General features: G+C 34.6%; 27 protein-coding genes, 1 pseudogene and 1 riboswitch. Of the genes and pseudogenes, 11 read left to right on the top strand and 17 right to left on the bottom strand.

Annotation, left to right across the window (positions count from 1 at the left end; genetic code table 11):
• Positions 1-283 precede the first annotated feature (283 nt).
• Entirely contained in the window at positions 284-607 is a 324-nt protein-coding gene (locus NKG37_RS10405; protein WP_016202297.1) for a helix-turn-helix domain-containing protein, read from the top strand.
• 153 nt (positions 608-760) lie between these two features.
• Here the strand turns inward: NKG37_RS10405 and NKG37_RS10400 are convergent, their stop codons facing one another.
• Entirely contained in the window at positions 761-910 is a 150-nt protein-coding gene (locus NKG37_RS10400) for an anti-repressor SinI family protein (protein WP_224427908.1), read from the bottom strand.
• A gap of 31 nt (positions 911-941) precedes the next feature.
• Positions 942-1,026, bottom strand: a riboswitch (cyclic di-GMP riboswitch).
• A 721-nt stretch (positions 1,027-1,747) separates the two neighbouring features.
• On the opposite strand from NKG37_RS10400, the gene NKG37_RS10395 reads away from it, so the two are divergent.
• A complete protein-coding gene (locus NKG37_RS10395; RefSeq protein WP_016202294.1) occupies positions 1,748-2,077 on the top strand; it encodes a helix-turn-helix domain-containing protein in 330 nt (109 codons plus the stop codon).
• 137 nt (positions 2,078-2,214) lie between these two features.
• Here NKG37_RS10395 and NKG37_RS10390 read toward each other — a convergent pair whose 3' ends face one another.
• The 5 genes from NKG37_RS10390 to NKG37_RS10370 form a co-directional block, all read right to left on the bottom strand.
• A complete protein-coding gene (locus NKG37_RS10390) occupies positions 2,215-3,126 on the bottom strand; it encodes a pseudouridine-5'-phosphate glycosidase (protein WP_212121244.1) in 912 nt (303 codons plus the stop codon).
• Positions 3,127-3,140: 14 nt separating this feature from the next.
• Positions 3,141-4,244, bottom strand: coding sequence for a carbohydrate kinase (locus NKG37_RS10385; protein ID WP_016202292.1), 1,104 nt, complete (start codon positions 4,242-4,244; stop codon positions 3,141-3,143).
• 184 nt (positions 4,245-4,428) lie between these two features.
• On the bottom strand, positions 4,429-5,235 hold the full coding sequence (gene motB / locus NKG37_RS10380) for a flagellar motor protein MotB (RefSeq protein WP_169187868.1): 807 nt from the start codon (positions 5,233-5,235) through the stop codon (positions 4,429-4,431).
• Positions 5,228-6,028: a flagellar motor stator protein MotA gene (motA, locus tag NKG37_RS10375; RefSeq protein ID WP_016202290.1), complete on the bottom strand. Its 801-nt coding sequence runs from the start codon at positions 6,026-6,028 to the stop codon at positions 5,228-5,230. The genes motB and motA overlap by 8 nt, the downstream gene beginning before the upstream one ends.
• Positions 6,029-6,284: 256 nt before the next feature.
• Positions 6,285-6,665: a DnaJ family domain-containing protein gene (locus tag NKG37_RS10370; RefSeq protein WP_016202289.1), complete on the bottom strand. Its 381-nt coding sequence runs from the start codon at positions 6,663-6,665 to the stop codon at positions 6,285-6,287.
• A 115-nt stretch (positions 6,666-6,780) separates the two neighbouring features.
• On the opposite strand from NKG37_RS10370, the gene NKG37_RS10365 reads away from it, so the two are divergent.
• The 4 genes and pseudogenes from NKG37_RS10365 to NKG37_RS10350 all read left to right on the top strand — a co-directional run bounded on the left by NKG37_RS10365 (position 6,781) and on the right by NKG37_RS10350 (position 11,915).
• Complete coding sequence (locus NKG37_RS10365) at positions 6,781-6,939, top strand: hypothetical protein (protein ID WP_016202288.1); 159 nt, start codon at positions 6,781-6,783, stop codon at positions 6,937-6,939.
• 263 nt (positions 6,940-7,202) lie between these two features.
• Positions 7,203-8,294, top strand: a pseudogene (locus NKG37_RS10360) (DNA topoisomerase); the annotation flags it as partial.
• 704 nt (positions 8,295-8,998) lie between these two features.
• Entirely contained in the window at positions 8,999-10,825 is a 1,827-nt protein-coding gene (gene ltrA / locus NKG37_RS10355; protein ID WP_016202286.1) for a group II intron reverse transcriptase/maturase, read from the top strand.
• Positions 10,826-10,904: 79 nt separating this feature from the next.
• The gene (locus tag NKG37_RS10350) at positions 10,905-11,915 is read left to right on the top strand and encodes a DNA topoisomerase (RefSeq protein ID WP_254416172.1); all 1,011 of its coding nucleotides are present in this window, start codon (positions 10,905-10,907) and stop codon (positions 11,913-11,915) included.
• A gap of 422 nt (positions 11,916-12,337) precedes the next feature.
• Here the strand turns inward: NKG37_RS10350 and pgmB are convergent, their stop codons facing one another.
• A complete protein-coding gene (pgmB, locus tag NKG37_RS10345) occupies positions 12,338-13,003 on the bottom strand; it encodes a beta-phosphoglucomutase (protein ID WP_169187866.1) in 666 nt (221 codons plus the stop codon).
• A gap of 216 nt (positions 13,004-13,219) precedes the next feature.
• Here pgmB and NKG37_RS10340 point away from each other — a divergent pair, with 216 nt between their 5' ends.
• Complete coding sequence (locus tag NKG37_RS10340; protein ID WP_169187865.1) at positions 13,220-14,452, top strand: aminopeptidase; 1,233 nt, start codon at positions 13,220-13,222, stop codon at positions 14,450-14,452.
• A 234-nt stretch (positions 14,453-14,686) separates the two neighbouring features.
• On the opposite strand, the gene NKG37_RS10335 is transcribed toward NKG37_RS10340, so the two are convergent.
• Positions 14,687-15,805, bottom strand: a complete 1,119-nt coding sequence (locus tag NKG37_RS10335; protein ID WP_254416171.1) for a hypothetical protein — start codon at positions 15,803-15,805, stop codon at positions 14,687-14,689.
• A gap of 417 nt (positions 15,806-16,222) precedes the next feature.
• Here NKG37_RS10335 and NKG37_RS10330 point away from each other — a divergent pair, with 417 nt between their 5' ends.
• From NKG37_RS10330 to NKG37_RS10320, 3 genes are all read left to right on the top strand, one after another.
• Complete coding sequence (locus NKG37_RS10330; protein ID WP_254416170.1) at positions 16,223-16,495, top strand: acylphosphatase; 273 nt, start codon at positions 16,223-16,225, stop codon at positions 16,493-16,495.
• A gap of 132 nt (positions 16,496-16,627) precedes the next feature.
• Positions 16,628-17,005 carry a large conductance mechanosensitive channel protein MscL gene (gene mscL, locus NKG37_RS10325; protein WP_016202280.1) on the top strand — a complete coding sequence of 126 codons (378 nt, stop codon included), beginning with the start codon at positions 16,628-16,630 and terminating at the stop codon, positions 17,003-17,005.
• A 69-nt stretch (positions 17,006-17,074) separates the two neighbouring features.
• Positions 17,075-17,713: a Bax inhibitor-1/YccA family protein gene (locus NKG37_RS10320; RefSeq protein ID WP_254416169.1), complete on the top strand. Its 639-nt coding sequence runs from the start codon at positions 17,075-17,077 to the stop codon at positions 17,711-17,713.
• 64 nt (positions 17,714-17,777) lie between these two features.
• On the opposite strand, the gene NKG37_RS10315 is transcribed toward NKG37_RS10320, so the two are convergent.
• From NKG37_RS10315 to NKG37_RS10305, 3 genes are all read right to left on the bottom strand, one after another.
• Positions 17,778-18,062: a hypothetical protein gene (locus NKG37_RS10315; protein WP_016202278.1), complete on the bottom strand. Its 285-nt coding sequence runs from the start codon at positions 18,060-18,062 to the stop codon at positions 17,778-17,780.
• A gap of 305 nt (positions 18,063-18,367) precedes the next feature.
• Positions 18,368-18,874: an acyl-CoA thioesterase gene (locus NKG37_RS10310; RefSeq protein WP_101729673.1), complete on the bottom strand. Its 507-nt coding sequence runs from the start codon at positions 18,872-18,874 to the stop codon at positions 18,368-18,370.
• A gap of 107 nt (positions 18,875-18,981) precedes the next feature.
• On the bottom strand, positions 18,982-19,914 hold the full coding sequence (locus NKG37_RS10305) for a magnesium transporter CorA family protein (RefSeq protein WP_169187859.1): 933 nt from the start codon (positions 19,912-19,914) through the stop codon (positions 18,982-18,984).
• Positions 19,915-20,033: 119 nt separating this feature from the next.
• On the opposite strand from NKG37_RS10305, the gene NKG37_RS10300 reads away from it, so the two are divergent.
• A complete protein-coding gene (locus tag NKG37_RS10300; protein WP_254416168.1) occupies positions 20,034-20,279 on the top strand; it encodes a hypothetical protein in 246 nt (81 codons plus the stop codon).
• Positions 20,280-20,389: 110 nt separating this feature from the next.
• On the opposite strand, the gene NKG37_RS10295 is transcribed toward NKG37_RS10300, so the two are convergent.
• The 6 genes from NKG37_RS10295 to NKG37_RS10270 form a co-directional block, all read right to left on the bottom strand.
• A complete protein-coding gene (locus tag NKG37_RS10295) occupies positions 20,390-20,947 on the bottom strand; it encodes an RNA polymerase sigma factor (protein ID WP_169187858.1) in 558 nt (185 codons plus the stop codon).
• An 87-nt stretch (positions 20,948-21,034) separates the two neighbouring features.
• A complete protein-coding gene (locus tag NKG37_RS10290; protein ID WP_224427911.1) occupies positions 21,035-22,360 on the bottom strand; it encodes an oligosaccharide flippase family protein in 1,326 nt (441 codons plus the stop codon).
• Positions 22,361-22,561: 201 nt separating this feature from the next.
• A complete protein-coding gene (locus NKG37_RS10285) occupies positions 22,562-23,194 on the bottom strand; it encodes a response regulator (protein WP_016202272.1) in 633 nt (210 codons plus the stop codon).
• A complete protein-coding gene (locus NKG37_RS10280; RefSeq protein WP_169187856.1) occupies positions 23,187-24,233 on the bottom strand; it encodes a sensor histidine kinase in 1,047 nt (348 codons plus the stop codon). The genes NKG37_RS10285 and NKG37_RS10280 overlap by 8 nt, the downstream gene beginning before the upstream one ends.
• Positions 24,230-24,964 carry a cell wall-active antibiotics response protein LiaF gene (liaF, locus tag NKG37_RS10275; protein WP_169187855.1) on the bottom strand — a complete coding sequence of 245 codons (735 nt, stop codon included), beginning with the start codon at positions 24,962-24,964 and terminating at the stop codon, positions 24,230-24,232. The genes NKG37_RS10280 and liaF overlap by 4 nt, the downstream gene beginning before the upstream one ends.
• Positions 24,965-25,193: 229 nt before the next feature.
• Positions 25,194-25,844, bottom strand: coding sequence for a PspA/IM30 family protein (locus NKG37_RS10270; RefSeq protein WP_016202269.1), 651 nt, complete (start codon positions 25,842-25,844; stop codon positions 25,194-25,196).
• Positions 25,845-25,853 lie beyond the last annotated feature (9 nt).

Genomic DNA, 25,853 nt, shown 5'->3' with positions numbered 1-25,853 from the left:
AATTCACCAACATTTTCAAATTATTCCGTTACCATTCTACCCTTTTTCAGACAAATTGTCTAAAAAGGATTGAAAAACAAATAAAAAAATGTTTCATTTTATTTAGCAAAGGGTAAATATTACAGGATATATTTCAATATTGTGAACAAAATTTAAAAATAATTATTTACATCATTGATTTATAAGCATAGTGGATAGAACAATTCGTTCTTTATATGGAACTTTTTATCTATAAATGCTATGATAAATATACATATTGTTAAGAGTGAAAGTGAGTGAGCGTATGATTGGGGATCGTGTAAAGCAGCTACGTTTGGAGAAAAGAATGTCCTTGTCAGAATTAGCTGAACAGGCAGGAGTGGCGAAGTCTTATTTAAGTTCCTTAGAAAGAAATTTACAATCCAATCCATCGATTCAATTTTTAGAGAAAATTGCCGCTGTTTTTAATATACCAGTTGATCATTTAATAAATGATCAGCAAAATAAAGATGATTTAGATTCTGAGTGGTTAAAAATTGTGAAAGAAGCAATGGATTCTGGAGTTTCTAAAAAAGAATTTCGCGAATTTTTGGAATTTAATAGATGGAGATTACAACAAAAAAAATAATATTTTTTCCAACTTATATATCTTAAATAAGTTAGGATAACTCTAAAAAATTTTTTCTACATGTAATTTCTCACCATACCATTTTTTCTATTGTGAAAAATTACATGTAGATGTTTTTTACTTTTGTGTTCATAAGGTACTATATTTAAATGTTTACTTCGTATTTCCTTGAATTAAGTGATCCTTCTCGCTTCGTAAAAACTCTCTTACTTCTTGCAAATTCATTCCAATATCTTTGGCTTCATTAATTAATTGAATCCATTCTGAATCCAATTCTTCGGTAAAAAGTTGACTATTAATCACTTAATTCTTCCCTCCAAAAATACATTTGTATTTTGGCAGTCCGGCCATCATTGTTTCGCACATTAGATCCGTGACTTTGCGTCCCAAACTTTCGTATTGGTTTGCCCTTTTCATTTAATTATTCCCTTATCCTTTTACTGTTTTCTCATTATAACGCTTTTATTGTTGGAATATTGCAGTAATTTGTCATAAAATTAGGACAAATTACTAAAAGATTTCTTGTTGTTTCTACAAAATATGTTGAATCCCTCGAATCCAATCGAAAGAATCCTACTTAAGCATTATTTATATCTTACTAGTAAACCAGCAGCACTATTTATATTGATTTCTATCATAATATTGCGTTTGATAGCTTTTTAGCACTTTTTTAAAAGAATAATTTATATATATTTGTTCAAATGTAATCGCATCAAAAAAAGGATAATCAGTCAAATCATTTTGGCATATAGGACAAATCCATTTTCCTATTTCGCTACTACTATACGACGGTCTTAGGCATCTATCACAGTTTTTTCTATACATTTTTCTCCCCTTTATTTTCCATTAAGCTTACTTAAATTGAATAAATAATAATTGATAGAAGTAAAAGTTCATCGCAGTATGCTAGATATGTACTAAAATTTCCAATTCGTTCTTTTTTAAGAACTTATTAGTTAGTATAGTGCAAATCTATCATTTTCGAAAATTCCAAAATCAGCCGTTTTTTCTTTTTAAAGAACGAATTCCGTTCTCTTTCTTGAATATCCTCTTGTTTTCTAGCTTTTCTGTATTTTTTATTGAACAATTTGTTCGTTATAATGAAATAGTACTTCTATATGTGGTAAGGAGAATATTGTCATGTTGGTTGGAGCAAAAATAAAGAAATTAAGATTAAAAAGAGGTTTTTCTATCAATGAACTTTCGGACAAATCCGGTGTTTCTAAATCTTACTTAAGCTATATTGAAAGAGGGATTCAAAAAAACCCCTCTCTTCAAGTACTAACGAAACTTGCATACACCCTTGATACCAATGTAGAAGAACTACTAGACAATCACCATTCAGCAATAGACGGGATAGACGAAGACTGGATTAGTTTAGTTGAAGAAGCCATAGAGGATGGTATTACAAAAGAAGATTTTGCCGGTATTCTTGAATATGTAAAGTTCAAAAAAAGACAAGAAAACTAGAAAAGTGGGAGCTCCTTCTATTGTTAAAATATCCTTGAGAAGTGGGTTCCACTCTTACTAGTAAGAAAAAAGACCATTCAAAGAGAATACCGCTTCTGTCATGAAGCATTATTCCACTTTCAATAGTCTTTGATTACTTATTTATTTAACTCCACTGCAATTCTTGAGCCTACTTCTGCATTGTTTTTAACTAATGCAATATTAGCAACTAGGCTTGTCCCTTCCGTTAACTCTTTTACTCTACTTAATAAGAACGGAGTTACCTTTTTCCCAGTGATATTATTTTCTTTTGCTTCTTGTAATGCCTTTTCAATAATTTCCGTAATGTATTTTTCCTCTAGGGCATCTTTTTCTGGAATTGGATTGGCAATAACGACCCCACCCTCTAGTCCTAGTGCCCATTTTGTTTGAATCATCGCTGCTGCTTCTTTTGGTGTTTCTACAGAGAAATTCACTTCAAATGGACTTGTTCTCGTATAAAAGGCTGGTAGAGATTTTGTTCCATATCCAACCACTGGGACGCCATATGTTTCTAGATACTCTAACGTTAAGCCAATATCTAAAATTGATTTAGCACCAGCACATACGACTGCTACACTGGTTTTAGCCAGCTCTTGTAAGTCTGCCGAAATATCCATAGTCTGCTCTGCTTCTCTATGAACACCACCAATTCCGCCAGTTACAAACACCTTAATCCCTGCTAGTTCCGCACAAATCATGGTAGCAGCCACAGTTGTAGCGCCATTTTTTTTGCCTGCAATTAGATAAGGTAAATCACGTCTACTTGCTTTTTCAATATTATCGCTCTTAGCTAAAAATTCAATTTCATCGTCCGAAAGACCAATCTTAATTTTCCCGTCAATAATCGCAATGGTTGCAGGGACTGCTCCATTTTTACGGATAATATCCTCTACCTCTTTAGCTGTTTCAACGTTTTGCGGATAAGGCATACCATGGGATATAATTGTTGATTCTAATGCTACAATTGGGAGATCGTTTTTCTTTGCCTCTAATACTTCTTTAGAGAATTCCAACCATTCTGTTTTCATGTTATTTGCTCCTTTTAACGAAAGTATTTTCCAAATATTTCTTGCAGTTTTTTATTATTTAATAATGGATTTACTGTCTGATAAGATTGCAGCGTAATAATTGAGCACGCGATTCCAATTTTGCAAGCATTTTCCGTGCTTAAGCCTTTAATATGTGAATACATAATACCCGAAACTAATGAATCACCGGCTCCTGTTACATCGACCACTTCTGCTTCAGGAGGTAAAATAACACCAGCTTCACCTAATTTAGTAAAATAGATTAGTCCTTTATCGCCTCGGGTAATAACAACTTTTTCTACACCCTTTGCAAGAATGATTTCCGCTGCTTTAAAGAAATCGCCTTCTTCTTTTATTTCCATTCCAGCTAGTACCTCAGCCTCTTCACTGTTTGCAATAAGCCATGTAACTCCCTGTAAATTTTCTGGCAATTTCCTTACTTTTGGTGCAGAAACAGGCGTAATACATAATGCCATTTTTTCTTGCCTGCATCTAGCAATAATATACTCTAAAACATCGGCAGAAAAATTAGTGTCTAGTATCACTAATTCTGATGTTGCTAGATAGCCCCATTTTTTATCAATTGTCTCTACATCAATGCTGTCATAGATAGACATATCTGCTAAAGCAACGGCAAGCTCACCATCTGAATCTAACAGAGCTGTATACGTACCTGTTCGATGCAAATTAGACAAGAGAGAAGGAGTGATATCTGCATAAATTTTCGTATTATCTAATAACCATTCTCCTTCATGGTCATCTCCTACGATTGTAAATAAAGAGGTCTCAAGTCCAAGTCTTCCTAAGTTCTCTGCAATATTTCTTGCAACTCCTCCAGGTGATTGACTTGAAGAAGCTGGGTTGGACGTTCCATACTGAATCGTTTCCTCTGCTTGAACTTTTCGATCAACATTGGCTCCACCAATACAAATAACTTCTTTCTTTTTTGGTAACACATAGGCTCTTCCTAATAGTTTTCCTTCTTTTGTCAAAGAAGAAATATATCCTGCTACTGCAGAACGGGACAATCCCATTTTCTCAGCCAGTTCATTTTGAGTAACAAAGGGATTTTCTTTAATTAGCTGAAGAATATAGATCTCTTTATCATTCACTTCCATCTCCCCTTCAAATAAAGTGAAACTACCAACTAGACGTAGAAAAGAAGAGACTTCTCCGCCTATTAAAACTTTTGTTTATATTATAAACTTTTGTTTATTAAACAACAAGATTTTCTTCCCTTTTGTGAAAATTTTTTATAAGTTCGAGCATTTCATGTATACAAAAAAAGAAGACTAACATTCCTTAGTCTTCTGTTGCTACTCTTGGTTGAATTAAAATATCAACTCTTCTATTTTTTGCTCTTCCTTCAGAGGTATCATTACTTGCAATAGGTTGGAACTCCCCATACCCCTTGGCACTAAATGATTTAGGATCAAGTTTTTTATTTTCAAGAAGTAATTTCATAAAATTTAATGCTCTTGTTACACTTAGCTCCCAGTTGGAGTCATAGCGAGAATTACTGATGGGAACATTATCTGTATGTCCGCTAATTATAATGCTCCTTGGTGGATCCATCACAAGTAAATTGGCTATTTCAGAAACAATTTTTCTATCCTTACTTCGAACTTCAGCACTTCCTGATGCAAACAGGACATTATCTCTTATCGACACATGCAATCCTTCACCAGTAAGCTCCGTATCAAGCTTGTTTCCTAATTTATTTTCTTTAATATAAGCATTCACTTTCTGTTGAATACCTGCCAATTCCTTTTGGTCTTGCTGCTTTTGTAATTCTTTCAAATCTTCCTCAGCGACATCTTTTGTTTCTTTTTTATCTACTTTTTCCTCTTGATCGACTAAATCAGCCTCTGTATTTTCACCTTTCATCGATGGCGCAGGACTAGGATATTCAAATATCCCTGTCCCTCCTTGTAATTCTCTGTTAAAAGCTTGTGCAATTTCCGAGAACTTTTTTGCATCGACAGAACTCATGCCGTATAAAACGATAAACAAAGCTAACAATAAAGTAAGAATATCTGCGTAAGGAACTAACCATGATTCATCTACATGTTCATCATGATGGACCTTCTTTTTTCTTTTTTTACTCATTCGCATTCACACTACTTTCGTTTTCCTCCAGAAATTGTCTTCTTTCTGAAACTGGTAAATACGATGCTAGTTTTTGTTCAATGACTCTAGGTGCCTCCCCTTCTAAAATGGATAGGACTCCTTCAATCATTAAATATTTTTGACTTGCTTCCATTTGTGATTTTCTTTTCAGTTTATTTGCAAATGGATGCCATAAAACATAGCCTGTGAAAATCCCCATTAGCGTTGCGACAAATGCAGCACTAATAGCATGTCCAAGCGCTTCAGCATCTGACATATTGCCCAATGCCGCGATAAGTCCGATTACGGCTCCAAGCACCCCTAATGTAGGAGCATAAGTACCTGCTTGTGTAAAAATAAGTGCTCCTGAACGATGTCTTTCTTCCATTGCCTCAATTTCTTCCGTTAATACATCTCTAATATACTCGGCACTTTGACCATCAACTGACAAGGATAAGCCATTTTTCAAGAACGGATCTTCGACTTCATCTGTTTTTGCTTCTAAAGCAAGTAGACCTTCTTTTCTAGCTAATTGTGCCCACTCTGAAAACAGTCGGATTAACTCTTTCGTATCCTGTATTCTCTGTTCCTTAAACAGAATACCGAATAACTTTGGAACTCGTTTAATCTCTGAAGTAGGAAAGGCAATGACCACTGCTGCAACTGTACCTACTAAAATAATTAGAATAGCCGCTGGGTTTATTAATACCGCAGGGCTAACTCCTTTAAATACCATCCCTACTCCAACAGCAATAATGGCAAGTATAATTCCTATCAAGGACGTTTTATCCATCTTATTCACCTATCTTATTCCAAAATTTCGATTCTAAGTCTTACCCTTTTTTTCGACATTTCTCTTCATTTTTTTAGTTTTATTTTATGTAAATTTTGTTAACTTCATGATTCATGACGATAGTCCCGCTTTTTTCAAAAAAAAAGGGCGATGTCATCATCACCTTTTATTAATAAGTCTATCTTATTATGAAATAAAGATCGAATAATTTACTTATGATCCAAAAAACTACATATACCAGCCAAACCTAAAAAGCTTACTTAAGAAATAACCGATCCTCCACTTTCTTCTGATACTCTGAAAAATGTTTCGAATGACTAGTTCCTGTTCGCTCTCTAACCATTTTATTAAATCTCCATAATTTCTCATTATATTTCTTTTGTAAATCCATTTTTTCTTCTTCCGTTTTACAGGATCGAATTAAATCTTCCATGGACAATAACTCTTGCCTAATCCTATCCTCTTCTAAAGAATAGCCAGCATTCTTCAATACCCGATAAGCCATTCGCAATTCTTCTGGGACAGACGCCAAGCTGTCCTTTGGAAGTGGTTTTCCGAATCCCGGAAGATTGCTAAACTCCCCGTTTTGATACGCTTTTTTTATTTTGTCCTCTGAAACAAGAAACGAAAAATCCATTAACCTAACCCCTCCTGTCGAATGAAGCTATTTCCATTATACAATTTCCTCTTCTCATCCGTATAGGATAGGACGTTTTTATGAAAAATAGAAAGGTAAGAAAGGGGTGTTATTATTGGCACGTGGAGAACATTTTAATCATAAGAAGAAAAACCATCCAGGTCCTCTTCCAAAGGATACAAAAAAACATACGCATACGGAGGATGCTCCTGGCGATGAAGAATTTATCGTAACACAAGAAGCATTTAAAAACCGAGTAGAAGAAACTGAGTAAAATACTGTAAAGTACGGCGTTCTAACAAGATTAAAGGACGCCGTTCCTTTTTCCTCCAATTAATCTCCCATTACATACTAACCCCCATGCCAATCGTTCCCTCATGTTATAATAGAAGGTATGTATAATTCTCAAAGGCTTTATCTTATACAACTATATATGAAAGAATACTGTTGGCTTTAATTTATGGATATCCAGAAATCAACCTACTTCATATAGGAACAATATGAATCAGCCAAAATTTTCTATTGGAAGGTGTTTAAATGAAATCTCTTGTGTTATGTGAAAAACCAAGTGTGGCGAGAGAAATTGCAAGAGTGCTTGGTTGCAATAAATCAAATAAAAGTTATTTAGAATCAGATAAATACATTGTTACATGGGCTTTAGGCCACTTAATTGAATTAAAAATGCCCGAACATTATGATCCTAAATATAAAAATTGGAATCTAGATGATTTACCTATTATTCCAAATAAAATGGAATTAAAAGTGATGAAACAAACAAGTCATCAATACAAGGCAATTGATCAGCTCGCAAAAAGGAAAGATATTACAGACTGTATCATTGCAACAGATGCAGGGCGAGAAGGTGAATTAGTCGCAAGATGGATTCTCGAGAAAATTCGCTTTAATAAACCAACGAAACGATTATGGATATCCTCTCAGACAGACCGTGCAATAAAAGATGGATTTAAGCAGTTAAAGCCAGGTAAAGAGTTTGATCGCCTGTATCAATCGGCAGTGTGTAGAGCTCAGGCTGATTGGTTAATTGGGTTAAATGTCTCAAGAGCCTTAACAACAAAATTCAATGATCCCTTGTCAGCAGGACGTGTACAAACTCCAACTCTATCCATGGTTCTAGAGAGAGAAAAAGAAATTCAAGCCTTTGTGCCAAAAGAATATTGGACCATTACAGCAAACGTAGACTCTCTACAAGCTAAATATGAAAAGAATCATGAGCGAAGAATCTTCTCAAAAGAAAAAGCAGAAGAGATTGTTGCCAATACTAAAGGAAAGCCTGCAGTTGTAGAGGCTCTTACCATAAAAGAAAAAACAGAACAGCAGCCAATGCCTTATGATTTAACAGAGCTCCAGCGAGATGCTAACCGACGATTCGGCTTTTCTGCCAAAAAGACGTTAAATGTACTTCAGAAGCTATACGAGCAACATAAACTAGTCACTTATCCAAGAACTGACTCTCGTTACTTAACAACAGATATGAAGGCAACCATGCTTGATCGATTAGAAAGCATTTCCGGGGCATTTAAAGAAGAAGTTCAACCTATCATTCGCAACAAAGGCAAGGTCGAAGCAAATAATGTCTTTAATAACAACAAAGTATCTGACCATCATGCAAGTGCGACACGTTAATCTGAAATTCCAATAGAAATATTGGTTGGGAAGATTTATTAGAAAACTAAAGAATCCTTGAGGGGAATGAAAGCCGTCATGCTGTGCTGAAACCCTCACACTAATACTCCCCTAAGCAGGGAAACAGACTATTATGGAACTGTTTAAAGCGGGGTGAAGTCGGCGAAAGTGAACAGGAATAAAGAACTGTCACTTAGAGTAGTCGGGTGGTTGTAATATACGGTGAGAATGTACACATGTACTGACGAACTTCTGAATGTACGAGTCTATAGGTGGTTATCTTATCTGTGATGATAAGGTATTACCAATAGTGGTAAGTTAGTGGAGTTGAGTAAAATTTTGCGTTATGAAAAACTCTATACCGAGCGACAGACGGTATCCAGCTAACAGGCTCAAAGGAAGCACCTAAGTATTACGTGAACGGGAATCTTTGGAACGTGGGAAGCCAAGAACTGTATCTGTTTTGCAGAAACTCATAGTCGAGGACAGTTGTAGACGAAAATCCTTCGGGTATAATAAGCTACTTTATCTTGGTGAAAGTAGTGCCACAGTACCGATGAAACTACGATAATAAGTAGTGGAGGGATAGGCACGAGTCAAATAAGAATGGATTAATAGATTCAAAACTAACTCTGTTTTTCGAGTAAGAAAGGGAAAACAATTTTCTGCAAAGGAGTTGTCCCAACAGAGTGACGAACAAGTATAGATACAATGACTATTATGATATGACAAAAATATTTGATGACTTATACAAACGGTCACAAAACAATGAGTCGTTTCAAAATTTAATGCGTATTATTTCGAGTGAAAATAATATTCGCTTAGCCTTTCGCACAATTAAAAGTAACACAGGCAGTCAAACTGCTGGCACAGATAAACTCACAATTAAAGATATTAAAGGTCAATCATTGGAATCGTATATTGAAGCAGTGCAAGAAAAACTAAAGTTTTATACACCAGACACTGTTCGACGAGTTTACATTCCGAAAGCTAATGGCAAAACACGCCCTTTAGGAATACCGACAATGATTGATAGACTTGTACAACAATGTATTAAACAAGTGTTGGAACCAATATGTGAAGCAAAATTCCACCCACATAGCTATGGCTTCCGTCCTAATCGAAGTACAAAGCACGCGATTTCAAGAATGGTGAGCCTCATCAATATCGGGAAGTTTTACTATACAGTTGATATTGATATTAAGGGCTTTTTCGATAATGTAAATCACACAAAGCTTATCAAACAAATGTATGCATTAGGAATAAAAGATAGGAAATTAATTAGCATCATTAAAGCTATGTTAAAAGCTCCCATTCAAGGAGAAGGTATTCCAAACAAAGGAACACCACAAGGAGGAATTCTTTCCCCTTTATTATCAAATATCGTATTAAACGAATTAGATTGGTGGATTTCTTCACAATGGGAAACGTTCACAACACAAAAGCAATATAAGACGTATCAAAGTCAATACAATCAACAAAAGAAAACAAACTTAAAGCAAATGTATATCGTGAGATACGCAGACGATTTTAAAATTATGTGTAGAGATTATCAAAGTGCGAAAAGAATATTATGTGCGGTTAAAGACTGGTTAAAGATTCGCTTGAAATTAGATATTAGTGAGGAAAAATCAAAAATTATCAATTTGCGGAAAAACTACTCTGACTTTTTAGGGGTAAAAATTAAAGCTGTGAAAAAGGGGAAAACATTTGGAGGGTATGTGGCACAATCACATATATCAGACAAAGCACTTGAAAGAATGAAAAAGGAGATAAAAGAGCAAGTCAAAATTATCCCCGATAACATTCAATCATCCCACGTAACAAAGCTCAACAGCATGATTTTAGGATGGCATGAATATTATAGCTGTGCCACCTACTGCAATATAGATTTTGCGAAATTGGCTTTCTCACTGAAACCATATATGCACAATAAGTTAAGGCAAGTAGGAAAATTCTTAAAACCAAGTGACACCGACATGTCACCGTTATATAAGAAATTCTATGGGAAATCTGAATCAAAAACATGGAAGATTCACAATGTATGTATCTACCCAATTCATTACGTTCAGCATAAAAAAGTTATGAACTTTAGTCAAGATGTCTGTGATTATACACAAGAAGGTCGAATAAAATCTTCGAAAAGCCTAACAAGTCAAACAAGAGATGACATTATTCAATTAGCAAAGATGTATAATCCGTATGAAAGTGCTGAATACAATGATAACCGTGTTTCAAGAGCTTCCATGTCACAAATGAAATGTGAAGTAACAGGAAAGCAATTAACCATAGAAGAACTACACTGTCATCATGTACTCCCCCGAAATCAAGGTGGTACAGATGAATACAAAAACCTACGAATTGTCCACAAATTGGTGCATAAATTAATACACGCGACAACAAACGAAACGATTGAAAAATACAAAAATATCATTGAAGATAAAAAAGCCCTAAACAAGCTAAATAAACTTCGAAAACATTGTTATCTTGAACCGATTAATCTACTGACTATTTGATGGAACGCCGTATGAGGGGAAACTCTCACGTACGGTGCGGAGGAGGGGAAAACAAGTACACTTAACGGATAATGCCGAAGTGGAAAGTTACCTATTCCTATTTATTCCAACCGAACAACCAGTCTTTTTAAATCGGTTAGATAATGATGAAGTAAAAATTTATGATTTAATTGTAAAAAGATTTTTGGCACTATTTTATCCAAAATATAAGTACGAAACCATTTCCACCACATTAAACATCAACGGAGAATCATTTGTAGCTCAGGAGACAAATGTTGTAGATCTCGGTTTTAAGGCTTTAGATGCTCGCAAAGCAGATTCCTCTAAAAGCATACAGCTGCAAAAAGGGAAACAATTAAAAGTCCAATCGGTGAATATGGAGCAAAAATTCACGGAAGCTCCATCACGATTTACAGAAGCTGACATTCTTGGAAAAATGGAAAAGTTTGGACTTGGAACCCCAGCAACTCGTGCTGAAATTATTGAAAGATTGCTTTCTTCTGAAGTATTAGAAAGACAAAACGGGAAATTGCATTCTACCTCCAAAGGGAAACAACTTATCAATCTCGTTAATGATGATTTGACTACTCCTGATTTAACTGCAAAATGGGAGCAAGAATTAGAGGATATTGCCAAAGGAAAAGCTAATGCTAAACAGTTTATGGAACAGATAAAAGAGCAAACAAAACGATTTGTCCGTGAAATTAAGCACAGTGAGAAATCGTATAAAATGCAAAATTTAACTGGATCAAAATGTCCAGAGTGCGGATCTTTCTTAAAAGAAAAAAATACGAAAAACGGAAAAGTCCTTGTATGTTCCAGTATGGATTGCTCCTTCAGTAAAAGAAAGGATCCAAAACTATCCAATAAACGTTGTCCACAATGTCATAAAAAAATGGAAATTCATAACGGAGTGGCAGGAACCTACTTCCAATGCAGAAACTGTAACGTAGTGGAAAAAGCTACTGACCGTAAGAAAACAATTAATAAAAGAGAAGAACGGAAACTAGTCCAGAAATACAGTAAGGACGAAAGCTTTGGAAACAGTTTGGGTGATTTATTAAAAGCGGCGATGAAAAAAGAAGAATAAAAAAAGGTAAAGAGAGTGTGGCATAACTAAATAGATACTCTGTAATGACGAACAATCTCTCATTTAGCTCTTAAATAAAGGTTACTTTCCTATACTGATTATTTATGTTTTTAACTATAGTCAAGTGTAAAAATTAATTCGTTCCATTGCGCTACAGACACTCGCTTTCCGCGGGGAGCAGCCTGAATACACGTAGACTTCTATGGGATTAGCGATACAGTCTGAGACCTGCTGGCAAAGGCCGAAGCGGCTCAGCGCGAGCCCCACGGAAAGCGAAGTGTATTCCGGCTGCGGGTAACAGCAACAAACTTCATAGAGCATCCTTTTTAACAATGAAAAAAAGTCTGAACAATTATACGTTTCCATTAGCATTTCTTTGTTCGGGTTTAACCTTAGCTGGAATACTTATGTTCCAGCCTTTTTCATCTATTATTAAATTTCTCTAATAAAGTTTTAGCTTTTAATTCTAATGTAGAAGAAACTTGCCAATCTGCTTTTTCAAAAACTTTCCCTTCCCCTATGCCAACAGAAAACATAGGTGTTTGTAAAATTCCACTCAACCCGGCTTGTCCATCTTCTATAGCTGCACAATGGAGATAATCAATGCCTAAGCAGTCGGCTGCTGTTAAAAATATTTCTGGATCTGGTTTTCCCTTTTTTAAAGAATGAGGATCTACAATACAGTCAAACCAGTCTCTTATTCCAAAACGCTCCAAAAGATAAGGCGCGTTTGAACTAGATGAGGCAATACCAAATTTGATACCAGCCTCCCGCAATTCTTTCAAAAATTCATACATTCCTGGCAACATATTGTCTACCGTAAATTCGGCAATTAAGTTCTTATAGTAATCACTTTTCCGATTTCCAAGCCTCTCTTTTTCTATATCAGAAACCACTTTATCTGTTCGTGCGACTAAATCGTCAATCAGAACCTTTCGCGGAACGCCCTGATATTTTACATTGTCCTCTCTTGTAAAGGGGGCACCAATTTCTACGGCCATTTTTTTCGTTGCTTCGTAATATAAAGGAACAGTATCTGCAATAACACCATCGAAATCAAAGATAACTGCTTGTAAGCTATTAGACATAAAAACCTCCAAAAATAAAAAATCCAATATCTCTATTCTACCAAAAATACTTATTATTTGTTTGCAACCCTAAACAAGACCAATTATTATCCTAATGTTACGATGAATCAGTTTATTTCTTTTTCTAAAAAAGCTACAATAGAAGCAGCATCCATTCCAACTTTGGGATTCATGTTTATACATAGAGCTTATAGCTTAAAGAAAAGGAGAATGAAAATGAGTACATTTCAAGAAAATCTGCAAAAATATGCAGAACTTGCAGTAAAAGTCGGTGTTAACATTCAAAAGGGACAAACACTTGTTATCAATACATCCATTGAATCTGCTGAATTTGTTCGTTTAGTAGTGAAAGAAGCATACCAAATTGGGGCAAATAACGTTGTTGTCAACTGGGGAGATGATACAGTGACTCGAACAAAATATGAATTAGCGCCAGATGAAGCATTTAGGGAATATCCTGAATGGAGAGCAAAAGAGACAATTGCACTTGCAGAAGAAGGGGCAGCTTTCATGTCTGTTGTATCCTCAAGCCCTGATCTTTTAAAAGGGATTGCCTCTGAAAGAATTAGCAATTTCCAAAAAGCTTCTGGTACAGCTTTAAGCCAGTTCCGAAAATATGTCCAATCAGATAAAGTAAGCTGGACAGTCATTGCTGTTCCATCAACAGCTTGGGCAAACCTTGTCTTCCCTGATGCTCCTGAAGAAAGCAAAGTTGAATTACTTTGGGATGCTATTTTCAAAGCAATTAGAGTCGATCAAGAAGACCCAATCCAAGCTTGGAAAGAGCATGATAAAACACTTCATACAAAAGTAGATTATTTAAATGGGAAGGCATATAAAAAGCTTCATTACACAGCTCCAGGTACAGATTTAACCATTGAACTACCTGAAGGACATCTGTGGTGCGGGGCAGGCTCTATCAATGAAAAGGGCTTTGAATTCATGGCAAATATGCCTACAGAAGAAGTCTTCACTGTTCCTCACAAAACAGGTGTAAATGGAACTGTTTCAAGCACAAAACCATTAAGCTATGGTGGAAATATTATTAATAATTTCTCTGTTACATTTAAAGATGGACGTATTGTGGAAGTGAAGGCAGAAGAAGGAGAAGAAATTCTTCGTCAATTAGTAGAAACAGATGAAGGTTCCCATTACCTTGGTGAGGTAGCATTAGTACCACATCGTTCTCCTATTTCTCAATCAAATATTCTATACTACAATACTTTATTTGATGAAAATGCATCAAATCACTTAGCAATCGGTAGCGCCTATGCATTCTGTATAGAAGGTGGAAAAAAGATGTCTAGTGAAGAATTAGCCGAAAAAGGATTAAACGACAGTATTACACATGTTGACTTTATGATTGGTTCAGACAAAATGAACATTGACGGTATTACTGCTGATGGTACAGTAGAACCTGTATTCCGTAATGGTGATTGGGCTTTTTAAGGATTAAGTAAAGGATGTTCCATGGAATGTTTGCGACTGAATATTCCATGAGACATCCTTTTTTGATAGGATAAAGTGAAAATTCCATCAGTGGGGGTTTTCCTTCCTCCCCCACTGATGGTTAGTTGAACCAATCGGACCTTTACGGACAGTTAATCTCCCACCTATCTTCCTCGTATTCTCATAAGCTTACAGTTGAATCTTACTGTCCGTTAAGAGTGGGATAAACGATTTCTATTTCACCAATCTAATCGTTTTAATTCGTTGAGATAAGTCTAATTGGATAATTAACTTATAATTCCCTGCTGAATAGGTTGCTACATACCCATCCTCTTTTGTAACATAATCCTCTGGCTTCCCTATCGTGTCTTGAATAGACTGTACCGATTCTTTTAAACGAACTCCTGGTATAGAAATCGAAGTAACCAGCTCCGTACTCTTGTCATAGTAATAAGTAACCTCAGGAAAATTTAATTGATTGTATTTCTGATTATACTCTTCCTCCATATAATTGGAGTTTATTTTCTTTATCTCTTTTATATTGGTACCAATTGGATATTGAGCCCCTATTAACATTCCTTGCTCTGCTAAATTCATTAAACTAGAGGTAACGGATAAATTCTTATAAGGATAATAAAATTCTTCCTCATCGAGCCAATTTTTAATAATTTCCTTATTATCAACAGAAGTTGCATCTACTTTTAATAATTTACCGTTATTTTGCTCGAGCATCCATGTATCAAATTCCATTATTTCTTTATCCTTTTTTCTTAACGTCTGTATATAGTTTTGTTGAATATTCTTAATGTCTTTACTGAATATTCGCATACCATAATCAGTCAATGTAACTAATTCTCCGTTATGGATCGTATAGAAATAAGCCATTACTTCATTAGCCTCTTCTCCTTGAAAAACAGCAGCAATATTTTGCTGATTAACAAGAAACGTTCCAATATTTTTTTGTGACAAATTAAAGGTCATTGGGTTGGGCAATTCAAGCTCTTGTTTAGCTGCCTCATGTCCGTACTCTTCAGTCCATAAGAAAAAGGAAAAATCTCCCGTCACAATCGTATCATCTTTTTTTCCTAACTCACTATCTTCTACTTGCTGATATTTCCTTTCTCCTTCACCTACAATATACAATTCATACTCTTTCTCTTTCACTTTCATATCCATTTCAAAATAAGCATTTTCTTTTACCCATTGTAAATCCTTCTTAATAACAGTATGATTTATGTCAATTTCATTCTTATGTTTCTCTATCAAATAGGAATTTACTATAGAAGCTATTAAAATTCCTGCAATTATAATTACTCCGACCCATAATAGCCAGATATATTTATTTCTTTTCATTATCTTTCTCCTATTTTTCAAACGAATCTAAACTCCACTATTGGGAAACTAGATAATTCGATTTACGGTTAATGGTAGCCCAGATTAGTAAATAAGGGACATACTCACTACAAGTTATTTTATTAAAGCCTCTCAAAAAAAGTACCTAATATTTTTCAGAGCATGATACATACCTACTTATAGTACCAAATTGCTCTCCAATCTACAAATCTAGCTTTTTCCAGCTAATTTCCCCTTTTGCTCCCAACGCCATTCACTCACACCAATTGAACTATTTGCTGATCTATTTATCTATACCTTATGACTCAACTTGCGACAGTACATATACATATGAGATGATTGATTGAAAAAAGAAATATATCGCTAAAACTATAGAAGGTACCTTGATTAAAAAAACATCCAAACAGGAGGTAAGATATGAAACAATTTCATCTTATTTTTAAGGGAAAGGTTCAAGGTGTTGGCTTTCGATACTTCGTCCAAACATTAGCTTTAGAAAATAATGTGACCGGCTGGGTCCGAAATAAAGCAGATGGAACAGTGGAATGTATTGCCGTTGCTTCTACTGAATCTCTACATACTTTTTTAGAAAAAATAAAAAAAGGAAATCGCTTCGCAAAAGTTCAATATATAGAAATAACCGAAAGCGAGCCAAAAGAACTATTTTCGAATTTCAAGGTAATGTACTAAAACTGCTTGTTTATTCTAAGCTCTGTTTAATAAATCCTATCTATACCAAAGGCTTGAAATTAATTATTTTTCATGTAAGAATAATAATATTTTAATGAACAAAATAAGATGAAGAATTATTAGGAGGATCATATGTGGAAAGAATTTAGAGCATTTGCAATAAAAGGAAACGTAATGGATTTAGCAATTGGGGTGGTTATCGGCACCGCATTCAGCAAAATCGTTAGCTCACTAGTTGAGGATTTAATTATGCCTCTCTTCGCCTACTTTGTTGTCGGAGTAGATTTCTCCTCATGGTCTTATGCAAGTATTAAATATGGCAGTTTCCTACAAACTATCGTTGACTTTTTTATCATTTCATTCTCTATCTTTTTAGTAATCCGCTTCCTAAATAAATTTAAAAAGAAAGAAGAAGTCAAAGAAGAGACTGTAGCAGTAGATACAAAAGAAGAATTATTAAAGGAAATCCGTGATTTATTAAAAGCAGAAGCTATCCGCGAAAAAGAATAATAGTTGAAACTTTTTAGAGTAATGTTTCGTAATATCTTATAAACAAACTCAATAATGGAGTGAAGAATAATGTATGCATATAATCCGAGTAATGAATATATGCCCTCAGTGTTAAGAACTTTTGCTCTTTCGCTTGGAATAGCCTTTATCGGCACCATGATCGGTAATTTCGTCCCGACCTATTTATTCTTACCGTTATCTATTTTAGAAGTCGTTCTTTTGTTAATTGCTATTTTTGCAAGAAAAGGAAAATCATTATCGTATGGATTCTTATTCACCTTTACGTTTATTTCAGGTATTACCACATTTCCAATCGTATCTTATTATGTATCAGCAGTCGGAGGAAATGTTGTTATCAATGCCTTAGGTACTACAACGATTGTGTTTGCTGGAGTAGCTATCTATGCGACAAAAACAAAGCGTAACTTCTCTTTCTTAAGAGGCATGTTGCTTGCTTCCTTAATAGCCCTAATTACTATTGGGATTTTTAATATCTTCTGGCCCCTCGGATCAAACGGAATGCTGGCATACTCCTTTATTGGTGTTCTTGTATTTAGCGGCTATGTTCTTTACGATTTCAATCGAATGAAGCATTATGGCGTAACAGCAGATCAAGTTCCTTTAATGGCTTTAAATTTATATCTTGATTTCCTAAACTTATTTATTAGTATCTTACGTATATTCGGCATTCTATCTGAAAAAGATTAAAAAAGGTTTGAGTAAAGAGGCCAATAACCTCCTTGCTCAAACCTTTTTGATTAAACAATGCTTCCTATTGATAATCCTTTATTCGACTTTTGATTAACCGAATCATTTCCTCAGGATTATCTTTAACAACAAAGGAGAATACTCCACGATTTGTATGCAAGTAAAGCATTTTATACTGATTTCTTGATGGTTTAAAAGAAATGTCATGTATCGCCTTTAAAAGAAATGTTTGCTCCTCGCTAGTAACTTTATCACTCCATAGAATAAGGTTCTTTTCTTCTTCAATAATTTGCATATTTAAATCAATTTTCCTTGTGATCACAAAATACGATAGGGAAAATAATTTCATTTTTGCCCCCTTGTATGTATCCCTTGTAATAGAATGATTCATGGGAAAGAAAAAGAAAGTATTCCTGCAAAATCAGACAATGTAATTAGACAAGATATCGGAAATTCTCATCATTTCCTGGAAAATAATTTGTTATTTCGACAGCATTTCAAATTGATTTTTACCAATAATGAAAATCTTATCTGAATAGCTGAATATCCTTCGACAAACCCGTTTCTTGCTTAGCAAACGGTCCTACTGCTGCCCAATAGGTATGCGAGAAAATGACAGAAAGTAATGTCATTTCCCGACATTCCCCTTACCATTTATCCTAAATTTCTATATTTCTTAGCAAGTTCTTCTGTTTCCTTCTTCCGTTTCTTTCGCGCTTCTGCACGTTCTTTCGCAGATTCATACAGACTCTTTTCTTCTTCTGTCTGTGGAATAACCTTCGGAACTTTAGTTGGTTTTCCATGTTCATCAATGGCAACCATTGTTAGAAAACTAAGTGCACATAAATGACGTTCGCCAGTAATTAAGTCTTCTGCATTTACTTTTACAAAAACCTCCATAGAAGAAGTTCCTGTATAGGTGACAAAAGCTTCTAAACAAACAGCATTACCTTCATGAATCGGATACAAAAAATCGACAGAATCAGTCGAAGCAGTTACGATCCCTCTTCTTGCATGACGCATCGCTGCAATAGCAGCTGTATCGTCAATATAGGCCATTAATTTTCCGCCAAATAACGTCCCATACGTATTAGTATCTGTTGGAAAAACAATACTTGTTTTTACGACCAATGACTCACTACAAAATTTTGACTCTTCCATAAATCCTCCTTGTATACCTTTGGGAGTTTTTCTTCATCATTAACATGTTTACCACATTATTATATGCTAATTTATATGAGAGAGTCTAATTTTGATTGGAAAAAGCATTAGCGAAAAAATGAATTTTTCTTACGTGCCTTTAGTAAATCTCCCATCCATCCTCTTGATTTAAGATAGAAAAATACAATGATAGTTGACACAATAATAATTGCTAAAGAAATAACATATCCAAATTTCCATTCTAGCTCTGGCATTATTTTAAAGTTCATCCCCCATAATGCTCCCCAAGCCATAATCGGTGTGCACAACGTAGTAAATACTGTAAGAGTTTTCATAATTTCATTCCCTCTATGTTGTGACACAACCTCTTCAAAATCGACTAAATTATTTAATTCTTTTTGGTATTCTTCCACCAAGGTTAATCCTCTTTCAATTCTCTTACTAATACGCGCGTATTCTTTTCCTTTTGTAATCTCATTTCCAAACGCTTCCTCTAACGAGTATCTGATCTCAAGAAAAGGAATCATGACATTCTTCCAAATAAGTAATTCATGTCTTGATTGGTATACTTTATCTAACGTTTTTATGCTGTTCTTTTGTTTTACATCCCAAATCAATTCATCTAACTGTTGTTCATATGAATCAATATGATACAAAATTTCTGTCATTATCTTTCCTAAAATAACCATAAACCCTTCAATTGGATTTTGAGCTCGCTTTATTTCTTTAAATAAATTATTTCTATCTATATGTAAGCTATTATCTTTATAGTCGAAGGTGATTAACGTATCATTAGATAAATAGAAATGAAAAATTTCATAATCTTCTTTTTCATTAATCTCCCTGTGGTATATAAGGGATCCACTCAAGGTTTCCTGTTCTTCTATGGACGTATCTATATGAAGATAATTATTTCGATTATCTTTTATTTCCCGAAACCATGTATTAATTACTGGTCCCTTTTCAAGAGAAACTTCTTGTATATCCGCTTCTTCCAATAACTGATACCAATCCCAGTTCTCTAAACGGTATTTTTTCACTTAAATCCCCCTTACTAGCTTTTCTATTATTATTCCCGGAACAAAGTTTGTAAAACTTAAAAATAGGGTAAATAAAAAATAGAATGAAACGAGAAGGAATAAATAGGAGGGATTCTCTCATGTTTGGAAAAAATTCAATGCGTACCTTTGCAATTGTTGGAGCAGGAGTGGGAAGCTTTTTCCTTTTTACATCTAAAGGAAAAGAGATGTTTAATCGCGTTAAAGATAAATTCAATTCTACGCAAAAAGAAGATTTACTTTCTAAAGCAGGAAATCCCGCTCCAGATGATATAGGCGACAACAATATGGTAAATGAAGGCGCCATGTATTCAGTGAATTACTATAACAAACAGAGAAATAGCTAGTAAGAAACATAAGTCTATTACTATCAGTTGAGGAAACTTACCTAGTGACTAATAAAGCAATATCAAATCAGTGGGGATGAAAAATATCTCCACTGATTAAAGTTTTTTGCTTATAAATAAGCAATTTTTTTATTCATGACCTTTGGCTTCAATTGATCCTTCGCCCGTTTCATTCTTGTTTTTACTGTGGATAATGGGGTTTTTGTATGATTACTAATTTCTACTAATGTTTGATTATGATAATAGAAAAGTAGTAAAGGCTCTTTATACATGTTTGGTAACTCTTCTAATGTATCAATCATTTCTTCTTTCTCACATTTACTTAATAGCGTTTCCTCTGGTTCCAAAGCAACAGAAGTATCTCTTGCGTATGTATAGACAGATTCTTCCCAAAATTTCTTAGATGTTTTCTCTTTTCTCCAATAGTCTCTACATTTATTAAGGGCAATTTTATATAACCAGCTTTTCACTTTTTGAAAATCCTCAAAACTTCCAAAAGAGGTGTAAGCTGAAATCAGTACTTCTTGATACAAATCCTCTGCAAGTTCTTTGTGTTTAACTAGTGATAATATATAAATATAGATTGATTTTCCGTATTCTTTCACTACTTCTTCAAATAACGCCTCTTGATTTTCCTCTAAATATTTTTTATCTATTAGGGATTCCATTTTCTTTCTTTTCCCCTTCCCGGTTTTACCATTCTACTTAATAAACGTTTGAGAACGTCTGAATCCCTACACTTTTTTTAAAATTTTTTAATGAAATTTATTTACTGGTGTCAACCAGATTGAAATCCCTATCTTTTTACATATCGTTAAATAATGCAGCGATGCTAAAATAACTGCTCCTAAATTCATCCCAATTGCAATTCCACTCATTTGCAGCTGACTTAAAGATCCTAAATAGTAAATGGCTGCGTAAGAGAAAGTCGTTGACCAAACACTGTGAAAAACCGCATCCTTTAACAAGCCTAAGCCAATTAAGTACGCTTGCATTGGGATCGTGAAGTAATGCAATAAAAAATAGGGCCATAAAAGCTGAACAATTATCGCAGCCTGGCTAGAATGAAAAAAGGTCATCGTAAGTGTATCTGCGTAAAAATAGAAAATTCCTACAGCTATGGTTCCATAAATTGCAGTTATAATCATCACTTGCTGCAGTAATTTTTGTAGTTTTGTATAATCCCTTTGTACATATGCCTTAGAAACGGTCGGTATTAGCATCGTCATAAAGCTATGGGATATAAAAGCTGGGAAAAAACCAATTGTCATCGCTATTCCGGCGAGCATTCCATACTGTTCCGTTGCATTCGCAGCTGTAATTCCTGACGCTACAAGTGCCCCTTTAATTAAGAAGGGATGAACGGCATGGGTTAGAGCATGAAATATTCGAAGGCCTGTTGTCGGAATAGATACAGATAACAAATCCTTCCAAATAACCTTGCCACTCATGCTTTCATTTTTTCCTTTTTTAATCCGCTGATATTGCACGAAAAACATATGCAATAAGTACAATAATACGACTGTATCACTTCCGACAATGGTAAAAAAGGCAATCAATACAGAGGTATTTAAATCAAATGAAAACCACTGAAACAAAAAGACTAATAATCCTAACTGGACAATTTTTTTGAGAAAGTTAGAAGCTGCAATTTTCCCCATCTGCTGTTTTCCCATGAAATAACCTCTTGCAATAGAAGTAAAGGAAATAATCGGCAATAGGAGAATGACTAACCACTTTAAAAGTGGATGATAGGAATTAAAAATAGGGATAAAAGGTATGATGATAGATGCGATGATTGTTAGAAAAATAGTAAAGATGATGGTCCACTTTAAAACTTGTTGCAGCATCGACAAATGATGCTTTGAATCTTTCTCCGCAATAAATTTCGAAATAGATGTTGGCAATTCGAAGGTAGCAAGCAGCACAATGAGAAAGATAGTAGGCAATACGGTCATAAATAAACCTAGCCCGTGTTCTCCAAGTTCCCTTGCCATTATCATATTAATAATGAATTCAATACATTCGCCAAAAAACGCTGTGATAATTAATAAGAAGGTCCCTTTATAAAATGAACTCATGAATCTCTCCCTCAATCTATCTTCCACAAGCATGTAAGTAAAAGATGTGTGTTTATTTTTCTCTTCTTTATCATCATATGAGACAAGTCCGAAAAATATTTTCCTTGATTGTCTTTTTCTCTATAGAAGAGAGAGAAATGTCTTAATTAAACGTTTGATTAAGGGATTTATTCACGTATATAAGGGATTTACTAGTCTTTATTATTCTACAAGAGAATGCTTAAATGCATAGATAACAGCTTGGGTACGATCCTGCACTTGCAATTTACTTAGTATATTGCTGACATGCGTTTTTACTGTTTTTAGGGCAATAAATAATTGGTCTGCAATTTCCTGATTGCTTTTCCCCTCTGCCATTAATAACAGAATCTCCATTTCTCTTGCAGTTAACTCCTCATGTAGAGGGGTAGATTTCTTTTCTCTCATTTTGGACATCATTTTATCGGTTACTTCTGGTTCTAACACTATTTGCCCTTGAAATGTTTCTCGTACAGCTCTTGCTATTTCACTTGCTTTCGATGTTTTCAGCATATAGCTTGTAGCACCAGCCTGTAAAGCAGGATAGACCTTCTCATCATCAAGAAAACTAGTAACAATTATAATTTTTGCTTCATCCCATGCTTCTACAATTTTCTGTGTTGCTTCTATTCCATCCATTTCGTCCATAACTAAATCCATCAAAATCACATCTGGTTTTAATTCGAGAGCAAGCTCCACTGCCCTGCTGCCATTTTCTGCTTCTCCGACCACTTCGATATCTGTTTGTGCGGATAAATAAGACGAAACCCCTATTCGTACCATTTCATGATCATCAACTAGTAATACCCTAATCATTTGTATCCTCCTCTCTTTCCAAAATTGGAACTTTCACTTCTAATCGTGTACCTTTATTTTCCAAGCTAATTAATTTTAATACTCCACCAATCTCAGCTGCTCTTTCGTGCATATTTTGCAGACCGTAAGACCCCGCTTTTCTTTTGTCTACATTAAAGCCGACACCATCATCGATAATTCGTAAGATGACAAATGCCTCTCGCTGAATAAGCTGGATTTCTAAAGAATTTGCTTTCGCATGCCTTAATGTGTTGGATACTGATTCCTGCAGAATCCGAAAAAGGTGATCTTCAATCCCTTTATCCAAATCAATATCTTCTAATTTCATTTCTATTTCCAAGGATACTTTTTGCTGCAATTCATGTAATAATTCAATTATCCCTGTTTTTAAAGATTTTCCTTTTAATGCGGCTGGCCGTAAATGAAGCAATAACGCCCTCATTTCTAATTGAGACTGTTGGATGGTTTCCTCCACTAGCTGTAATTGCTTGGACTCTTGATCATTCGTTTTCGGCCTTGTTTCATTAATTGCTGATAATAACATGGAGGCAGCAAATAATTGTTGACTAACGGAATCATGTAGTTCTCTTGCTAAACGATTACGCTCTGCAATAATAATACTTTGAACCTTCACTTCTTGATCCTCTGCTTTCTCATTGACGAGTTTTTGAGAGAGTTTGGTTTGTTCTACTAACTGATTTTGTAGTTGAATAATTCGATAGCTTAATGATTGGAGCTCCTCTGTTGAGCCAATTGGTTGGACTGGATAATACTCCATTTTATCCATTGTATGTAATGTTTTTTCAATGGAACGAATTTGTTTTTTCCAGGAAACCCCTGATAAATAACCAATTAAGATACCTAGTGTAATATCGACACTTATTAAAAATAAACCAAACGGAACATCCATTACTTCTTTTTTCCATAAAGCACTCCAGTTTGCAGGCGGAAAAACAACTAAATAGCTAATGGAAAAGAATACAAGTAAAAAAAGGGATGTACAGACTCCCCACAAAATTTGTCTCGTGATAATACTCATATTCTTTTCACCTCTAAGTTACCAGCTATAAAAGAGGTAAAAATCTTCACTCTTGTTTCCGCCTGATCAAAATCAGCAGTCCGAATGCTTACATTTTGATTCCATACATTCTCTTCTGCTTCTCCAAATATATGATAGGAACCAAATAAAATAGAGTGATTGATGCTGACTTCCATATCATAGGGAATATATACCTTTACATCGCCTACAATATTCTTTATCATAATGACTGTTTCTCCCTCTGGTAAAACAGTATAGCTAAGATCTACCGTTGTATTCGTTATTCCACACTGAATGTTTATATCATTCCACTCATATACATGATCTGGTGTGACATTACGATTATAAAAGGAATTAGTAAATATTTCCTTTTTCTTTAAGATTGGTTCTTCTGTATGTGTTACTGTTTCCTTATCCCGTATGATTGGCTTGATAATATCGGTCGTATTCTTTTTTTGAAATAATTGAAAAATATAATAGGCAAGGATTGATAATAATATAATCTTCACTGTAACCATATTTAGAACACTAACGATTAAAAGCAGGAGACCAATCCAGAAAAGGATTTTTCCGGCTCCGCCTTTCAATGATTTCTTAGCTATATAGATCATGCCAATTGAAACAAGAAGGGAAAAGATTAGTCCTGGATTAAAGACGAAGATTTCTAATAGCAAAAATCCCCCAACAACATAAACCCAATTTGCATAATTATCTTTTAATTGTTTAAACATTGGCTATTCTCTCCCTTCTTTTCTAGTTGGTGGTAAGGATTAACCTCATTGTTACAGATTGATTGGAGTGCAAGATCTCTGCTCACCGCAAGTCCCGCGAGTCGTGCATCCTGAAGTCGAAATCAACCTATCTATAACTAGTTCAACGAGTTTTTATATTTTTGTTAGTATCATCAGTAAAAAGGGCTGACCTTTACTTGTTTACAGCCCCTTTTAGAATACCATTTTTTTATAAGGAAATGGAGTCATCTTCTTTTTTTAACTGATTTTTCTCTAATGCTGCTAGTTTTTCATCCATTGTTTGTTTAAAGTATTCTGTATTTATTTTTTCTTCTAACTTATCTATATATTGTTCCATTTCGTTAAAGCGTGCTTGATTTGTTGGATTTACTTGTTTTTCTTCTAAAACTTTATTCATCGTATGGTGTGCTTTTGTTATATTTTCTTTTGCCATTAGCTCCATTTGACGTATTTTCATATCTTTTAATTTATGCTTCATGTCCATATATTTTGTTTCTATTTCACGCAATTGCTGCTCTGTATTTTTTAGTGATTCTGCTAAACGTACTACTCTTTCTTCAAAATGAGCTTGTTCCTGTTGGGCATATGCAGAAAGTTCCTCTTCACCAGCTTTGCTTGCAACCTCAGCCTGTCTTTTTCTTTTCTCTGCCATTTCTTCAGCTTGGTGTAATTCTTTAGAAAATTCTTCTTTTAATTTATATTGTCTTTCCAACAGTTTTTTTACTTTATCTGTTTCTTTTTCACATTCTCTTACGTATTGATTCAAAAGAGCAAGTGGATTTTTGTCTTCCTTCTTATCTAATAAATGATTAATGTCTGCCATTACTGTATTTTTTATTCTTTCTAATAAATTTGTCATGTTACCCTC

This window comes from Niallia sp. RD1 (assembly GCF_024219955.1).
In the GTDB taxonomy this organism is placed as follows: Bacteria; Bacillota; Bacilli; order Bacillales; family Cytobacillaceae; genus Niallia; species Niallia alba.
Note: the sequence above shows the minus strand (reverse complement) of the source record. Positions and strands in the feature narration are given on the sequence as shown.

Excerpts from the sequence above, each read along its gene's own strand:
- NKG37_RS10405 (WP_016202297.1), top strand. The coding sequence starts at position 284 with ATGATTGGGGATCGTGTAAAGCAGCTACGTTTGGAGAAAAGAATGTCC.
- NKG37_RS10295 (WP_169187858.1), bottom strand. The coding sequence starts at position 20,947 with ATGGAATCCCTAATAGATAAAAAATATTTAGAGGAAAATCAAGAGGCG.
- NKG37_RS10340 (WP_169187865.1), top strand. The coding sequence starts at position 13,220 with ATGAGTACATTTCAAGAAAATCTGCAAAAATATGCAGAACTTGCAGTA.
- mscL (WP_016202280.1), top strand. The coding sequence starts at position 16,628 with ATGTGGAAAGAATTTAGAGCATTTGCAATAAAAGGAAACGTAATGGAT.
- NKG37_RS10330 (WP_254416170.1), top strand. The coding sequence starts at position 16,223 with ATGAAACAATTTCATCTTATTTTTAAGGGAAAGGTTCAAGGTGTTGGC.
- NKG37_RS10285 (WP_016202272.1), bottom strand. The coding sequence starts at position 23,194 with ATGATTAGGGTATTACTAGTTGATGATCATGAAATGGTACGAATAGGG.
- liaF (WP_169187855.1), bottom strand. The coding sequence starts at position 24,964 with ATGTTTAAACAATTAAAAGATAATTATGCAAATTGGGTTTATGTTGTT.
- motA (WP_016202290.1), bottom strand. The coding sequence starts at position 6,028 with ATGGATAAAACGTCCTTGATAGGAATTATACTTGCCATTATTGCTGTT.
- NKG37_RS10320 (WP_254416169.1), top strand. The coding sequence starts at position 17,075 with ATGTATGCATATAATCCGAGTAATGAATATATGCCCTCAGTGTTAAGA.
- NKG37_RS10315 (WP_016202278.1), bottom strand. The coding sequence starts at position 18,062 with ATGAAATTATTTTCCCTATCGTATTTTGTGATCACAAGGAAAATTGAT.
- NKG37_RS10385 (WP_016202292.1), bottom strand. The coding sequence starts at position 4,244 with ATGGAAGTGAATGATAAAGAGATCTATATTCTTCAGCTAATTAAAGAA.
- NKG37_RS10310 (WP_101729673.1), bottom strand. The coding sequence starts at position 18,874 with ATGGAAGAGTCAAAATTTTGTAGTGAGTCATTGGTCGTAAAAACAAGT.
- NKG37_RS10300 (WP_254416168.1), top strand. The coding sequence starts at position 20,034 with ATGTTTGGAAAAAATTCAATGCGTACCTTTGCAATTGTTGGAGCAGGA.
- pgmB (WP_169187866.1), bottom strand. The coding sequence starts at position 13,003 with ATGTCTAATAGCTTACAAGCAGTTATCTTTGATTTCGATGGTGTTATT.
- NKG37_RS10370 (WP_016202289.1), bottom strand. The coding sequence starts at position 6,665 with ATGGATTTTTCGTTTCTTGTTTCAGAGGACAAAATAAAAAAAGCGTAT.
- motB (WP_169187868.1), bottom strand. The coding sequence starts at position 5,235 with ATGAGTAAAAAAAGAAAAAAGAAGGTCCATCATGATGAACATGTAGAT.
- NKG37_RS10395 (WP_016202294.1), top strand. The coding sequence starts at position 1,748 with ATGTTGGTTGGAGCAAAAATAAAGAAATTAAGATTAAAAAGAGGTTTT.
- NKG37_RS10390 (WP_212121244.1), bottom strand. The coding sequence starts at position 3,126 with ATGAAAACAGAATGGTTGGAATTCTCTAAAGAAGTATTAGAGGCAAAG.
- NKG37_RS10290 (WP_224427911.1), bottom strand. The coding sequence starts at position 22,360 with ATGAGTTCATTTTATAAAGGGACCTTCTTATTAATTATCACAGCGTTT.
- NKG37_RS10270 (WP_016202269.1), bottom strand. The coding sequence starts at position 25,844 with ATGACAAATTTATTAGAAAGAATAAAAAATACAGTAATGGCAGACATT.
- NKG37_RS10280 (WP_169187856.1), bottom strand. The coding sequence starts at position 24,233 with ATGAGTATTATCACGAGACAAATTTTGTGGGGAGTCTGTACATCCCTT.
- NKG37_RS10335 (WP_254416171.1), bottom strand. The coding sequence starts at position 15,805 with ATGAAAAGAAATAAATATATCTGGCTATTATGGGTCGGAGTAATTATA.